Raw genomic sequence first — 14054 nt, forward strand, 5'->3', positions numbered from 1 at the left:
AGCCTCCCGCGGCGGGCCGACCGGCCTTGGACGGACTGCAAAATAATCATTATATTTCAATGCGATAATGCGTTTTGCGCAGCGCAAGAACATCGATGGGCGGCGCTACGTATAAGGCCAATTGCTGCGCAAAATGGCATAAACTCATTCGTTCTGGCGCTATTATCCCGCAGGCACTCCAGGCCTATCTCCCCGTCACCAAACGCGGCCAATGACGCCGCACCGATTGGGAGAAACACCAATGCGTACTCTGACTTATACCGCTCTCGCCCTTGCCGCTTCGCTCTCGCTGGCCGGCATCGCCCGGGCCGACGACACCGTGACAAACGGCAATCTGGAATCCTACAAAGTGGCCGAGCAGTCCTGGCTGGAAGCACAGCAGAACAAGGCTGCGGCCCCTGGTGCCCTCGGCTATGCCACGCCCGCCAGCAGCCGCATGCAGAATGTCGAGGCCATCTTCAGCCACGATGCGGCCAAGACCGCCGATCAGCGCTTCATGGAGCAGGGCGACCGCGGCCTCGGCACCAACTGATCTGGCAGACGCCGTTTCCTCGCCTATCTAAGCTGCGAAGGTCCAACCGGAGTGCCCGCGAGAACGGGCGCTCCGGTTGGCGCGTCGAGGGCCCCATCGCGCCGCCCTCGACACCCACAGGAGGACGCCATGGCCCGCTTTGATGATGTGGAAGTCTTTGTGCGCGTCGTGGAGCGCGGCAGCTTTCACGGCGCGGCCCAGCAGCTCGGCTTGCCCGCCACATCGGTGAGCCGCAAGGTGAAGGCGCTGGAAGAACGGCTGGGGGTGCAGCTGTTGCACCGGACCACACGGCGCGTGTGGCCCTCCGATGCCGGACAGGCCTATTACCAGCGCTGCGTGAGTGCGGTCGCACTCCTGGATCAGGCTGATGCGCAGGTGCGTGCCCTCACCCAAGAGCCCGAGGGGGTCCTCAGGGTGCTCATGACCCACGGCACCGGCGTACTGGTGGTGGAACCGGAACTGGCGGCGTTTCGCGCCCGCTATCCCAAGGTGCAGCTCAACATCACGCTGGACAACCACCCCCTCGACCTGGTGGAGCACGGCTTCGATCTGGCCATCCGTCAGGGGCCGGTGCGCGATTCCAGCTATCACGTCCGGCGGCTGGGCCTTTCTCCCCTGCACCTGCTGGCGAGCCCGGCCTATCTCGACCAGGCCGGACGGCCCGAGCACCCGCGAGACCTGCTGCAGCACGCCTTGATCGACGTGCGCTCCGATCCCGGTCAGAATATCTGGGCGCTGGAAGGCCCCGAAGGCGGGGTGGAGCTGCGCATCGAGCCCAGCCTCGTGACCAACGACCCGCTTCTGGCGGCGCGCCACGCCATCAGCGGCGGGGGCATCACGCTGCTCTCCCGCTGCTTCAGCCGCCGGCGCATCGACATCGGCGAGCTGGAAGTGGTGCTGCCGCAATGGGAACGGCGTGAACCGCTGGAAACGGTGGCGCTCTTTCCCGCGCGGGCGACACTCGACCTCAAGGTGCGGGTGTTCCTGGACTTCCTGGCCGACGCCTTCGGCCGCTGGTTCCGCACGGAGCGCCCTGCGCCGGCGGTGGTTTCCAGCTCCGCCGCCTAAACCGCCCTGGCAAGGGCCTCCGCGATCGCTATGCTTGGGCGCACCACCGCAAAGGAACGTGCCGCCCCGGCTGCCGGGCAGCCGGCGAGCGAGAACGAGGAGGACGCCCATGGATCAGCGCTGCACCGATTTCACCCCCGCTCCGCCCACATCTCGCGCCGCGCCTATGTCCGCCCTCGACGCCATCGGCTCACGCCGCGCCGTGCGCGCCTTCCTGCCGACGGCGGTTGCTCCGGAGACCATCGACCGGATTCTGGAGATCGCGGCCCGCGCACCCAGCGGCACGAATATGCAGCCCTGGCAGGTCTGGGTGCTCACCGGCGCGCCACTCGCCGCGCTCTCGCAGGAACTGGTGGCCCGCGCCCGGGCCGGCGAAAGCGAGCAGCCCGCCTATGCCTATTATCCCAAGCAGTGGCGGGAGCCCTATCTGTCCCGGCGCCGGAAGGTGGGGTGGGACCTCTATGGCGCGCTCAACATCGGGCGCTCGGATGCCGAGCGCATGAGCGCGCAGCACGCGCGCAACTTCTGCTTCTTCGACGCCCCCGTGGGGCTGATCTTCACCATCGACCGGGATCTGGAGCTGGGCTCCTGGCTCGATTATGGAATGTTCCTGGAGAACATCATGGTCGCCGCCCGCGCGTTCGGGCTGGATACCTGCCCCCAGGCGGCGTTCATCCACCACGCCTCGATCATCGCCCACCGGCTCGCCATCCCCGACGAGCAGATGCTGGTGTGCGGCATGGCCCTTGGCCATGCCGATCCGAATGCACCTGAAAATCGTTTTGCGACCGTCCGCGAGCCGCTCTCCGCCTTTGTGCGGCGGGTGGAGCACCTGGTGCCGGACCTGCCGGCCACCTGAGGGCGCCACCCGCGCCGCGGCGTCAGTAGTCGACCACACCTTCCAAGGCATAGTGCTTGATGGTCTTGCGGTTGGCGATCAGCTCGTCGATGCTCGGCTTGCCGGTCATCGCGCGGGTGATAGCGAGCTTGGTCGCCTCGTAATTCGTCCGATAGAGATCCGCCCGGTCGAGATCGGGATCCTCGGCGCAGCGCGGATCGAGCCACACCATGACGATCATGCACAGCTCGTCGACCTCGTCCTTCGGCAGGATCCCGTTGCTGACGCAGTCGACGATGGCATCGCCCATGGCCGCCTGAACCACGCCCCCCAGCAACTCCACATATTCGGCCGAGCGGATGGTGGCCTTGGTGGTCATCATGGTGGCCGGCCGCACCTGCTGGTTCAGGTCGCGCACCACGAACATGCGCGTATGCCCTTCCACCTGCCCCATCATGCTGGCGAAGGCCTGGCCCACCGGGCCCCGCACCGAGCCGATCAGCACTTCCGGCATGGCATCGGTGGCTTGCCCGTCCCGCGCCAGAACCGTTGCCTCACCCGTCTTGAACCAGATGTCCGTCATTGCGCGTCCTTCCCACGACATTCGGGTTTCATACGACGGCGTTAACGTCCGCCGCTGCCCGACGCCGCACACAAGCAGCCTCGCCCCGCCCCGTCCATGCGCCAACACGTCCCGCTGTGATCTGCGCGCTGGCCGGCATGAAAAGTTGTCCCCATTTTCCTCAATTGCACGCGAGAGGGTCATTCGGCCCGCGAGCGACTCCGCTCACGCAATTCAGCCCGCAATGGAGCGTGATTTTTCCGCCCTTGACACCCGCCAAGCCTGGACAAATCACCCGCGATTCGATTCCAATGGAGACGATTCGGAGAGATGCGGCACGTCCCTCCAGATCTAGGACGTGGAAGCTGCGAGCTTAGGCCGCTCAAGGCTTCCGAGAGACCCGAAGGAGACCGGCGATGGCACGCGCCAACGCTGCGAGCGTCGGCGCGCGCGACCAAGCCATTCGAGGTCTGGCACGGTCGATTGCGCGCCCTGCCTACCAGCGCCTGCTCGATGCTGAGCCGGTCCTCCGGCGGATCGTCCCTGCCCTCATCATCACTTTTCTGGTGGTGATCGGAGCGGGCGCGGTGGTGCAGGTGCATAGCCATCGGCTCAACGTCCTCGAGAATGCCAAGGACGATCTCTCCCTGCTGGCCCTCGCCACGGCCGAGGGGCTGGCGCAGCGCGCCGGGTCGACCTCCATCGCCTCGGCGCTCGCCGACAGCCTGCCGCCGCGCGCCACCGAGTCCGGCCGCCGGGTCTATGTCACCGACAGCACCGGGCGCATCGTCGCCACCGCGCCGCAGTTGGCGCGCACCCCCGCGACCCTGGCCGATCTGATCGACCCCGCCCAGCCCCTCGCCATCTTCGCCGAGCAGGCCGGCGTGCTCGAGGTCCCAGTCGATGGCGACACCGCCCTGGCCACCATCCGCAATCTCAAGTCTCCCTTGGGCCAGATCGTCTATGTCCAGCCCCTCGACCGCGCCCTCGCCGCGTGGGCGGACACGACGACCCTCACGGTGACCTTGTTCACCACCACTGGCGCGGTGCTGCTGATCCTCGGCTTTTCCTTCCACTGGCAGGCCACCCGCGCCCGCGAGGCGGATCACATCTACGACACGGTGCGCCGCCGCATCGACACCGCGCTCAACCGTGGCCGCTGCGGCATGTGGGATTGGGACATGGCGCGCGGGCGCATGTACTGGTCCGACACCATGTTCGAGATCCTCGGTCTGGAGCGCAAGGATGAGCTGATCTCCTTCGGCGAGATCACCAAGCTGGTCCACCCGGACGACGGCGACCTCTACGAGCTCGCGCAGGAGCTGGCGGACCGGCCCGGGGCGTCGGTGGATCGCGTGTTCCGCATGCGCACCTCCAAGGGCGACTATGTTTGGCTGCGCATGCGCGCCGAAGTGGTTCAGCAGGCGGGCGAGGATGGTCCTCACCTGATCGGCATCGCCATGGACGTGACCGAGACCCAGCACATGGCCGAGCGGACCGTGACCGCCGACATGCGCCTGCGGGACGCCATCGAGAGCATCTCGGAATCCTTCGTGCTGTGGGACAGCCAGAACAAGCTGGTGCTGTGCAATTCCAAGTTCCAGAGCCTGCATGAGCTGCCCGATGAGGCCATCCACGCCGGCACCCCCTTCGAGACCATCGCCTCGGTCGGCCGCCACCCCGTGACCCGCACGCCGCTCAAGCCGGAAGACCGGCCGGAAGAAGGCTCCCGCGCCTTCGAGGCCCAGCTCTCCAACGGCCGCTGGCTGAAGATCGCTGAGCGCCGCACCAAGGACGGCGGCTACGTCTCGGTGGGCACCGACATCACCACCATGAAGCGCCATGAGGAGCGCCTCATGGATAACGAGAAACGCCTGATGGCGCTCGTCGCGGACCTGCGGAAATCGCAGCAGACCCTGGAGCATCAGGCCCAGCAGCTGGCGGAACTGGCGGAGAAATACTCGGAAGAGCGCAACAAGGCGGAAGGCGCCAACCGCGCCAAGAGCGAGTTCCTGGCCAATATGAGCCACGAGCTGCGCACCCCGCTCAACGCCATCATCGGCTTTTCCGAGATCATGGAAAGCGGCATGTTCGGCCCGCTCGGCTCGCCCAAGTACGCGGAATATTGTTCCGACATCAAAGGCTCCGGCACCTACCTGCTCGACGTCATCAACGACATCCTCGACATGTCGAAGATCGAGGCGGGGCGCATGCAGCTGGAGGTGGAGGATGTCGCCCTCGACGAGATCATCGCCGATGCCATGCGGGTGACCGCCGTCAACGGCGACGAGAAGGGCATCAAGATGACCGTCACCGCCGGCGAAAACCTCGCCATCAAGGGGGACCGTCGGGCCTTGAAGCAGATCCTCCTCAATCTTCTGTCCAACGCGGTGAAATTCACTCCCGAGAACGGTCGGATCTCGGTGAAGGCACGCGTCAACGGCACTGCGGCGGTGATCGCCATCGAGGATACCGGCATCGGCATCGCCAAGGACGCGCTGGCGCGGATCGGCCGGCCGTTCGAGCAGGTGGAAAGTCAGTTCACCAAGACCCACAAGGGGTCCGGCCTCGGCCTCGCCATCGCCAAGTCGCTGGTGGAGCTGCACGGAGGCGCCATGCGCATCCGTTCCACGGAAGGCATGGGCACCTCCGTGATCGTGCGGCTGCCGGTGGACGGGCGCGCGGCCAATTCCAACGAGACACCCAAGCTCGCCGCCGTCATGTGAGCCGAATACGGCACCTGCGTCGCGGCAGCCCTTGACGCCCCGCCGCGACGCAGCTTCCCTGCCAGCCGTGCCCCCGCGCCCCGCGCTCCCTCTCCAGAGGCCTGGCAGGATTCCATGATCGAGACATTCCCCCGCCCGCAACGGTCCGGATGCGGCCGCTTCGCGCTGTTCCGCCTGCCGCTTGCCCGGCCCATCGCGCGCACCCGCGAAACGCTGTGCGCGGCCGCCCTTTCGGCATCCCTCGTGATCTCCCTGATGCTGGCCGGCGCGGGCGGAGCCACCGCTGCGGAAGGCGCCAAGCCGTTCGACCCAAAAGTGCCGCCACCGGAAACCATCGCGCTGCCGATTGCCAAAGGCCAGATCGACGCGGCCGTCGCCAAGCTGGATGATTTCGCCAACGGCCTCATGAAGCGGTCCGGCATTCCCGGCATGGCCGTGGTGGTGGTTCGCGATGGCAAGACCGTCTACCTCAAGGGGTTCGGGGTCCGCGAGGTCGGGGTCGAAGGGGCCGTTGACGGCGACACCGTGTTCCAGCTGGCATCCCTCTCCAAGGCCATCGGCGCCAGCGTCGTCGCCCATGAAGTCGGCGCGAGCGTGGTGGGCTGGGATACGCCGGTCACGAAACACTTGCCCTGGTTCGCCTTGAAGGATCCTTGGGTGACCCGGCACGTCACCATCGCCGACCTTTACACCCATCGCTCCGGCCTGCCGGATCACGCGGGAGACATCCTGGAGGACCTCGGCTTCGACCAGCTGCAGATTCTGAAGCGGCTGCGGGAGCTGCCCCTGTCCCCCTTCCGCATCTCCTATGCCTACACCAATTTCGGCCTGACGGCGGGCGCCGAAGCCGTGGCCGCAGCGGCCCATAAGGACTGGGCGACCTTGTCCGAGGAGGCGCTCTACAGGCCGCTCGGCATGACCGCCACCTCCTCCCGCTTCAGCGACTTCATGGCTCGCGCCAACCGCGCGGTGCCGCATGTGCATGAGAAGGAGGTGTTTGTTGCCAAGTACCAGCGCCAGCCGGATGCGCAGAGTCCGGCTGGCGGCGTGTCGTCGTCGGCGCGGGACATGGGCCGCTGGCTCGCCTTCGTGCTCGGCAATGGCACCGTGGACGGACATGAGATCGCGCCCGCGTCGGCGCTCTTGCCGGCCATCACCGCCCAGATCATCTCGGCGCCCTCAGCCACACCCACCGCGCGCCCGAGCTTTTACGGACACGGCTTTGGGGTGTCCGTCACCCCCGCCGCACGGGTGATGCTCTCGCACTCCGGCGCGTTCCTCTTGGGCGCCGGCACCACCTTCATGATGCTGCCCTCGGCCAACATCGCCATTGCCGTGCTCACCAATGCCCAGCCCGTGGGTGCGGCGGAGGCGCTGGCCATGCAGTTCATGGACATGGTGGAGTTCGGCACCCTGACCCGTGACTGGTATGCCGCCTACAACGGCCTGATGGCGCCCATGTACCAGCCCCTCGGCGCGCTGGCGGGCCATGTGGAGCCGGCAACCGCCACGCCGGCGCGGCCGCTCACGACCTATACAGGCACGTACGCCAACGGCTATTTCGGACCCGCGTCTGTGACTCTAAAGAATGGCGGGTTGGTGCTGACCGTGGGCCCCAAGCCCATGCAATATCCGCTGGCGCACTGGAGCGGCGACGTCTTCACCTTCGTTCCCGCGGGGGAAAGCGCCCCGGCCGGCTCGGTGTCGCAGGTGACGTTCACGCGCAAGGGATCGCGCGCCAGCGCCATGACTGTCGAGTTCCTCAACGAGAACGGGCTTGGAACCTTCACGCGATCACGCAAATGAGGCGCGCCGCTGCCGGGCCTCAGCCCTCGGCAGCAGGCACCACCAGCGCATCGCAGCTCAAGCCATCCAGCACCGACTTGGCGGTGCTGCCCACCAGCAGTTCCAGAAGCGGGCCCTTGCCCTGGGTGCCGAGCACCACCAGATCGGCGCTGAAGGCGCTGACATATTGCTGGATCAGCTGAGCCGGTGCGCCGCGTTCCACCAGCACATCCAGAAGCTGTGGCCCGGTCGCGCCCGCCTCCTTCAGGAAGGCGAGGACATCGTTGGTCACCACCTTGCCATAGGCATCCCGATAGTCGGTCGGATCGGTCAGCATACCGCCGAGCGGCGGCTCATAGGCATGCAGCACGCGATAGCCCACACCGGGGAAGAAGGTGCCGGCGACACCCAGGGCCACCCGCGACGCGGGCGAAAGGTCGACCCCGACGACGATGCTGCCATAGGCATGCCGCGGCCGCTGCCGCACCACCAGCACCGGCACCCGCGCATTGCGCAGCACCCGATCCACCGTGGAGCCGATGAAGAAGCGCCCCAGGGGCTCGTCACGCGCCACGGCGATCACGATCACGTCGCACGCCTTGCGCTGCGCGGCGGCAAGGATCACCTCCGACGCTTCCCCCTCCTCCACCACGGTGGTGACCGGCCGCGACACGCCTTCCAAGGCGCGATTGAGGGCCGCCTGTGCCAACTCCAGCGGGCGCGGGCCGCGGCGCCAGGACGGCAGATCCTGCTCAGCCTCGGCAATGGCGGGAACGTCGTTCTCCTCGAGCGCGTGCACCGCGATCAGCTCCGCCCCCCACTGGTCCGCCAAGGCCACCGCGCGATCCAACGCGCGATCGCAGCGTGGGCCGAGATCCGTGGCGAGAAGCACCCGTTGGGGCGGTGACGACGGAACAACGGTCATAACGGAACGGTCCTCCCTCATGTTGTGCATGGCCCGGCAGCCCTCATTCCGCAACGGAATGGCCTCGACCGCCAGTGGACCGAAGGACGCGCCAGCGGCGCATTACGCCGCAGCGTCTTCAAGGACCCGCTGGAAGATGGCGCGCACCTTGGCCTGCGTATCCACCAGATAGGCTTCCATTGTGCCGAAATCCGGCATCTCGCCGGCCCGCGCCAGCAAGGCCCGCAATGCCGGGCTCGCATCCGAGGGAACGATGTGTGCATCCACCGCCAGGCGCAGCACCTGGGTCAGGTCCTGGTAGAGCCGGCAGGCGCGGATGAGAACCTGCGCGTCCTCCGCCTCCAACAGGTGCAGACGCTCGGCGGCCGCCAGCACCCGCGCGGTAGCGGTGTCGACGATTCCTTCATGATCATGCCCGTGGGCGAGGACCAGATATTGGGCCAGGAATTCCACATCCACCTGGCCACCGGCTGCGTGCTTGAGGTTCCACTTGTCGTCCTCGCCCTTCTCGGCAGCGATGGCGACACGCATGTCGAGGATGTCCCGGGCGAGGCGCCGCCGATCGCGCGGCTGGCGCATGACGGCGCAGATCACCTCCTGCACCCGGGCCTGGAAGTCGCTGTCCGCAGCGATCACCCGCGCGCGGGTCAGTGCCATGTGCTCCCAGGTCCAGGCGTCTTCGCGTTGATAGACCGCAAAGGTGGTCAGGCGGGTGGCGAGGGGCCCAGAGCGGCCGGACGGCCGCAGCCGCAGGTCCACGTCGTAGAGCTTGCCGGCATTGGTCAGGGAGGTGAGCGCCGTCACCAGCCGCTGGGTGAAGCGCGCGAAATACTGCGCGCCCTGCAGGGGACGGGGGCCATCGGAGGTGGGGTCCACATCGGCATCGTGATCGTAGAGCACGATCAGATCGAGATCGGAGCCTGCCGTCATCTCGCGCCCGCCGAGCTTGCCCATGGCCAGCACCGCGGTGCGGGCGCCGGCAATGGTGCCGTGGGCCTCCACGAAGCGCTGCCACACCCGCCAATGCAGGGCGCGGATGATGACTTCCGCCAGCCGCGCATAAGCCTCGCCGGCGCGCGCCGCCGCCAGGGTCCCCGAGGCGATCCGCACGCCGATCAACACATGCTGCTCCTGGCGGAAGCGCCGCGCGCGATCGAACTGCTCCTCCTCGGTCTCGGCCGTGTCCAGGAGGTGATTGAGCAGCGTCTCCAGGCTCTCCTCGTCGGGCAGCACGTCGAAGAAGGCCGGATCCAGCAGGGCATCGGTCAGGGATGGTCGACGCGCCAGGGTCTCGCCAAGCCGGGGCGCCGCGGTGAGGATGGTCGCCAGCAGGCGCACCAGATCCGGATGTCGGTCGAGAGCGGCCAGAAGGTGGGGCCCAGGCAGCTCGGTCAGGAAGCGGTCCGCGGCAATCAGCGCGCCATCGGGATCGCCCCCGCGGGCGAGGGATTCCAGCAGCAGCGGAACGATGCGGGCGAGATGCTGACGGGCAGATTGGGTCTTTAGTGCGCGCGGCCCACCGGCCATCCAGCCGCGCACGATGCCGCTTGCCGCCGGCGCCTCGCGAAAGCCGAGGCGCGCCAGAGCCGCCAGGGTCTGGCGGTCGTTCTCCGCTTCCGGAAAGACGAGGTCGGCATCGAGCACGGCCGGCGGCGGGGCATCCTCGAACAGCTGGGCATAATGCCCCTGCACCCGCTGCAGGCGCTCCACCAGGGCGGCCGCGAAGGCATCGCGATCGGCATAGCCCATGAAGTGAGCAAAGGCCTCCACGGCCGCGCGGCTCTCCGGCAGCTCGTGGGTCTGGGCATCCGCCACCATCTGGATCCGGTGCTCGACCCGCCGCAGGAACAGATAAGCCTCGGTGAGCTCGTCGCGCACCTTGGGAGCGATCCAGCGGTGAACCGTGAGGGCCTCCAGCGCATCGAGCGTGCGCGAGGTCCGCAGCAAGGGATCCCGGCCGCCGGCGATGAGCTGCTGGGTCTGGACGAAAAACTCGATCTCGCGGATACCGCCACGACCAAGCTTCACATTGTGACCTTCCACCGCCACCACGTCATGGCCGCGGAACGCATGAATCTCGCGCTTCATGGCGTGCACGTCAGCGATGGCCTGGAAGTCGAGCACCCGGCGCCACACGAATGGCGCGAGATCGGCCAGATAGCCGCGTCCCACCTCCAGATCACCCGCCACCGGCCGGGCCTTGATGTAGGCGGCCCGCTCCCAGGTGGCGCCCTCGCGCTCGTAATAGTCGAGTGCGGCATTGATGGAGAGGGCAACCTGGGTGGAGCCGGGATCGGGCCGCAGCCGCAGATCCACCCGCAGAACATAGCCGTCGACCGTCCGCTCCTGCAGCAGCCGCACCAGCCCCTTGGTGATTTTCACGAAGAACGGGCTCGCCTCCACGCCATCCGCCAGCGGTGCGAGGTCGCGGTCGTAGATGACGATGAGATCGATGTCGCTCGAATAGTTGAGCTCCCGCGCGCCGTGCTTGCCCATGGCGATCACCGCGAGCCCGCAGCCCAGGCTGGGATTGGCCCCATCGGGTGGCAGCAGCTTCCCCGCCCGCGCGGCATCCAGCAGAAGGAAGTCCAGGGCCCCACGCACGGCAGCGTCGGCCACGTCACTGAGGGCGGCCGTCACGTCCACCAGATCAAAGGCCCCGCCGATGTCGGCCAAAGCGATCAGCAGCGCCGCCTCGGCACGCATCCGTCGCAGGGCGCGTGCCACCTCGGCTTCCTCCTGCGCGGCATGCGCCACGCCATCGCACGCGGCGATCAGCCGTTCGAGGTGATGATCCGGCTCGCTGGTGAGAATGCGCAGCAGACGCTGGGGTTCGGAACGGATCAGCTCCAGCAGAAAGGGCGAGCCTTCCGCCACACCGAGGCAGACCTGATAGGCCAGGGGTTTTTCGGCGAACAGCCGTTCCAGGACCTCCTGCTCCGCCGGCGCCAAACGATCGAGGGCGAAACTCAGCTTGAGCTGGGCGCCCTCGGCATCCACGAGCACTGGGGCTTCCCGCATCAGGGCGGCAAGGCGTGAACCTTCGGGCGAATCCGGAACGTGGGGCGCGCGCATGGATGGACCTAAAGGCACGGGGGGACGAGATGTGCAACCCCCCAAACGGCACAAGAGCCGCCCCCGCGCAGCAGCGCGGGCGCAACCCGCCCACCTTAGAGCCAGCAAGCATGGGGCAAAAGCGGCGCGGACACGGGCGCGATGACCCCGGGAGCGGCACTGTGACGACCCGATGACAGGGTTAACGGCGTGCCGTCGCCTCTGGCGAGGGGACAGCCGGCAGCCGCAGGGTTGCGGCAAGACCCGGCGCATTGTCCGAGAAGCTCAAGGTACCGCCATGCAATCGCGCCACCGCCGCCACCAGGGAGAGGCCCAACCCGGACCCCGGGCGGGTGCGGCTGGCTTCGAGCCGAACGAAGCGCTCCACCACCCGCTCGCGGTCAGCGGCGGGAATGCCGGGCCCGCAATCAGCCACGCGCAGCTCCGCGCCCGTGCCGTCCCGCGCCAGCGATACCGAGATCCGCCCACGGGTGCCTTCCGGCGGACGGCCATACTTGATGGCGTTGTCCAGCAGATTGGACAGCGCCTGGGCCATCAGTTCGCGCACGCCATGGACGCGCACCGGCTCCACCGAAACGATCAGGTCGAGCCCCTGTTCATCGGCCAGCGGCTCATACAGCTCACAGACATCGGTGGTGAGATCGGCCAGATCGACCTCGCTCATGCTGGCGCCGGCCTGCCCCGCCTCCGCGCGGGCGATCATCAGCAAGGCATCGAAGGTGCGGATGAGGCCGTCGCTTTCCTCGATGGTGGTTTCGAGCGCGGCCCGCCATTGCTCCTCGGTGTGCGCCGTGCGCAACGCCTCCTCGGCCCGGTTGCGCAGGCGCGTGAGCGGGGTCTTCAGATCATGGGCGATATTGTCCGAGACCTCCTTCAAGCCCTGCATCAGGGTCTCGATGCGCTCCAGCATGGCATTGAGGGAGTGGGCCAGCCGATCGAACTCGTCTCCGGTGCCCGCCACCGCCAACCGGCCCGAGAGATCGCCAGCCATGATGGTCTCGCTGGTGGCGGTCATGGCATCGATGCGCTTCAGCACACGGCGGGTCACGAAGATGCCGCCGGCGAGCCCCAGCACCACGATCAGCAACACTGCCCCCTGAGCCGGCCGGGCGACCAGATCGCGCAGGGTGTCGCGCTCCTCGATGTCGCGCCCCACCAAGAGGCGATAGCCGCCCGGCAGAATGAACACCTGCACGAAGGCCACATGGCTGCGGCTGGCGCCGGCGTCATCCGGGCGATTGTAGGTGGCGAAGCGGGTGCCGGGCTTGTTCAGCAGCCCGAGGGACAGGTCCGCCACATTGGCGGCCAGCACCTCGCCCTGGAAATTGGTGAGCATGTAGATGGAGGAGCCGGGCCGGCGCGAGCGCCGGTCGATCACATAGACGAGCCGCTGGATGCCCCCGCTCTGATACTGCTCCGAGAGGAACCGCACCTCCCGTTCGAGATCATCGGCGACCTGGTTCTGAATCAGCTCTCGTGTGTGCCAGGCCGTATATGCGATGACCGAGACGGCGAAGACGGCAAAGACCACCAGATAGGCGGCCAGCAGCTTGAAGGCCGTGGTGCGCACCAGCCGCGAAAGATAGGCCAGCGCCTTCACGCCCGCCTCCGCCCGTGTGCGCGAAGTCGCAGCGCACCCATCACCGGAGCCCCGCGCGCACCATATAGCCGGCGCCACGCACGGTGTGGATGAGCGGCACCTCGAAGCCCTTGTCCACCTTCGAGCGCAGCCGCGACACGTGGACGTCGATCACATTGGTCTGTGGATCGAAGTGATAGTCCCACACATTTTCCAGCAGCATGGTGCGGGTCACCACCTGGCCGGCGTGGCGCATGAGATATTCCAGCAGCCGGAATTCACGGGGCTGGAGCGGAATCTCCTTGCCACCCCGCGTCACGCGGTGGGCGAGGCGGTCCAGCTCGAGATCCGCCACCTTGTAGAGGGTGTCCGTGCCCTGCGGCCCGCCGCGCCGCGCCAGAGCTTCCACGCGGGCCAACAGCTCCGTGAAGGCGTAAGGCTTCGGCAGATAGTCGTCGCCCCCGGCCCGCAGGCCCTGCACCCGGTCATCCACCTGGCCAAGGGCGGAGAGGATGAGCACCGGCGTATTGTCACCACGCCCGCGCAACTCCGCCACCAGCGAGAGGCCATCGCGCAGTGGCAACATGCGGTCCACCAGCAGCACGTCGTATTTGCCGTCGAGCGCAAGCGCGAGCCCCGCCTCGCCGTCGGCGGCATGGTCCACCACGTGGCCGGCCTCGCGAAAGGCCTTGCGGAGATATTCGGCGGCGTCGCGGTCGTCCTCGACAAGGAGGAGGCGCATGGCGGTGAGGGTGTCCGGGTTGAGATTCGCGTTCATCTCACTCTAGCTCAGCTGTTCCGCAGGTCCATGCTGCAGATCCGTGGCCGCGCGGCGGAAGCGCCAGGGACAGAAAGCCGTGGACAGAAGAAAGGCGCGGGAAGCCTCTGGAGCTTCCCGCGCCTGCAGGCCAAGGCGACGTTGGGGGGCGACGGGGTCGTCGGCCTCGGCTCTGGAAAGGACCGA

Annotated in this window: 10 protein-coding genes; 5 read left to right on the plus strand and 5 right to left on the minus strand. The window is 67.4% G+C overall.

Features of this window, described 5'->3' with window-relative positions:
• Positions 1 to 241: 241 nt before the first annotated feature.
• The 3 genes from ACU4E7_RS00760 to ACU4E7_RS00770 all read left to right on the plus strand — a co-directional run bounded on the left by ACU4E7_RS00760 (position 242) and on the right by ACU4E7_RS00770 (position 2459).
• Positions 242 to 532, plus strand: a complete 291-nt coding sequence (locus tag ACU4E7_RS00760; protein WP_447020277.1) for a hypothetical protein — start codon at positions 242 to 244, stop codon at positions 530 to 532.
• Between the two features lie 129 nt (positions 533 to 661).
• Positions 662 to 1600, plus strand: coding sequence for a LysR family transcriptional regulator (locus tag ACU4E7_RS00765; protein ID WP_238120834.1), 939 nt, complete (start codon positions 662 to 664; stop codon positions 1598 to 1600).
• A gap of 109 nt (positions 1601 to 1709) precedes the next feature.
• Positions 1710 to 2459, plus strand: a complete 750-nt coding sequence (locus tag ACU4E7_RS00770) for a nitroreductase (RefSeq protein ID WP_238120833.1) — start codon at positions 1710 to 1712, stop codon at positions 2457 to 2459.
• 22 nt (positions 2460 to 2481) lie between these two features.
• On the opposite strand, the gene fae is transcribed toward ACU4E7_RS00770, so the two are convergent.
• The gene (fae, locus tag ACU4E7_RS00775; protein WP_447020278.1) at positions 2482 to 3021 is read right to left on the minus strand and encodes a formaldehyde-activating enzyme; all 540 of its coding nucleotides are present in this window, start codon (positions 3019 to 3021) and stop codon (positions 2482 to 2484) included.
• A gap of 395 nt (positions 3022 to 3416) precedes the next feature.
• Here fae and ACU4E7_RS00780 point away from each other — a divergent pair, with 395 nt between their 5' ends.
• Both ACU4E7_RS00780 and ACU4E7_RS00785 read left to right on the plus strand, forming a co-directional pair.
• Positions 3417 to 5726 (plus strand): ATP-binding protein, encoded by a 2310-nt coding sequence (locus ACU4E7_RS00780; protein WP_447020279.1) that lies wholly within the window; start codon positions 3417 to 3419, stop codon positions 5724 to 5726.
• A gap of 114 nt (positions 5727 to 5840) precedes the next feature.
• Positions 5841 to 7532: a serine hydrolase gene (locus ACU4E7_RS00785; protein WP_447020280.1), complete on the plus strand. Its 1692-nt coding sequence runs from the start codon at positions 5841 to 5843 to the stop codon at positions 7530 to 7532.
• Positions 7533 to 7551: 19 nt separating this feature from the next.
• On the opposite strand, the gene ACU4E7_RS00790 is transcribed toward ACU4E7_RS00785, so the two are convergent.
• From ACU4E7_RS00790 to ACU4E7_RS00805, 4 genes are all read right to left on the minus strand, one after another.
• Complete coding sequence (locus ACU4E7_RS00790) at positions 7552 to 8436, minus strand: universal stress protein (RefSeq protein WP_238120829.1); 885 nt, start codon at positions 8434 to 8436, stop codon at positions 7552 to 7554.
• 102 nt (positions 8437 to 8538) lie between these two features.
• Complete coding sequence (locus tag ACU4E7_RS00795) at positions 8539 to 11511, minus strand: bifunctional [glutamine synthetase] adenylyltransferase/[glutamine synthetase]-adenylyl-L-tyrosine phosphorylase (protein ID WP_447020281.1); 2973 nt, start codon at positions 11509 to 11511, stop codon at positions 8539 to 8541.
• A 181-nt stretch (positions 11512 to 11692) separates the two neighbouring features.
• Positions 11693 to 13102, minus strand: a complete 1410-nt coding sequence (locus tag ACU4E7_RS00800) for an ATP-binding protein (protein ID WP_447021694.1) — start codon at positions 13100 to 13102, stop codon at positions 11693 to 11695.
• 49 nt (positions 13103 to 13151) lie between these two features.
• Positions 13152 to 13868 (minus strand): response regulator transcription factor, encoded by a 717-nt coding sequence (locus ACU4E7_RS00805; RefSeq protein ID WP_273546106.1) that lies wholly within the window; start codon positions 13866 to 13868, stop codon positions 13152 to 13154.
• Positions 13869 to 14054 lie beyond the last annotated feature (186 nt).

This window comes from Xanthobacter sp. ZOL 2024, assembly GCF_052932325.1.

What these genes read in the sequence shown, in the direction of transcription:
- ACU4E7_RS00785 (WP_447020280.1), top strand. Translation starts at nt 5,841, where the DNA reads ATGATCGAGACATTCCCCCGCCCGCAACGGTCCGGATGCGGCCGCTTC.
- ACU4E7_RS00765 (WP_238120834.1), top strand. Translation starts at nt 662, where the DNA reads ATGGCCCGCTTTGATGATGTGGAAGTCTTTGTGCGCGTCGTGGAGCGC.
- ACU4E7_RS00760 (WP_447020277.1), top strand. Translation starts at nt 242, where the DNA reads ATGCGTACTCTGACTTATACCGCTCTCGCCCTTGCCGCTTCGCTCTCG.
- ACU4E7_RS00795 (WP_447020281.1), bottom strand. Translation starts at nt 11,511, where the DNA reads ATGCGCGCGCCCCACGTTCCGGATTCGCCCGAAGGTTCACGCCTTGCC.
- fae (WP_447020278.1), bottom strand. Translation starts at nt 3,021, where the DNA reads ATGACGGACATCTGGTTCAAGACGGGTGAGGCAACGGTTCTGGCGCGG.
- ACU4E7_RS00780 (WP_447020279.1), top strand. Translation starts at nt 3,417, where the DNA reads ATGGCACGCGCCAACGCTGCGAGCGTCGGCGCGCGCGACCAAGCCATT.
- ACU4E7_RS00805 (WP_273546106.1), bottom strand. Translation starts at nt 13,868, where the DNA reads ATGAACGCGAATCTCAACCCGGACACCCTCACCGCCATGCGCCTCCTC.
- ACU4E7_RS00770 (WP_238120833.1), top strand. Translation starts at nt 1,710, where the DNA reads ATGGATCAGCGCTGCACCGATTTCACCCCCGCTCCGCCCACATCTCGC.
- ACU4E7_RS00790 (WP_238120829.1), bottom strand. Translation starts at nt 8,436, where the DNA reads ATGACCGTTGTTCCGTCGTCACCGCCCCAACGGGTGCTTCTCGCCACG.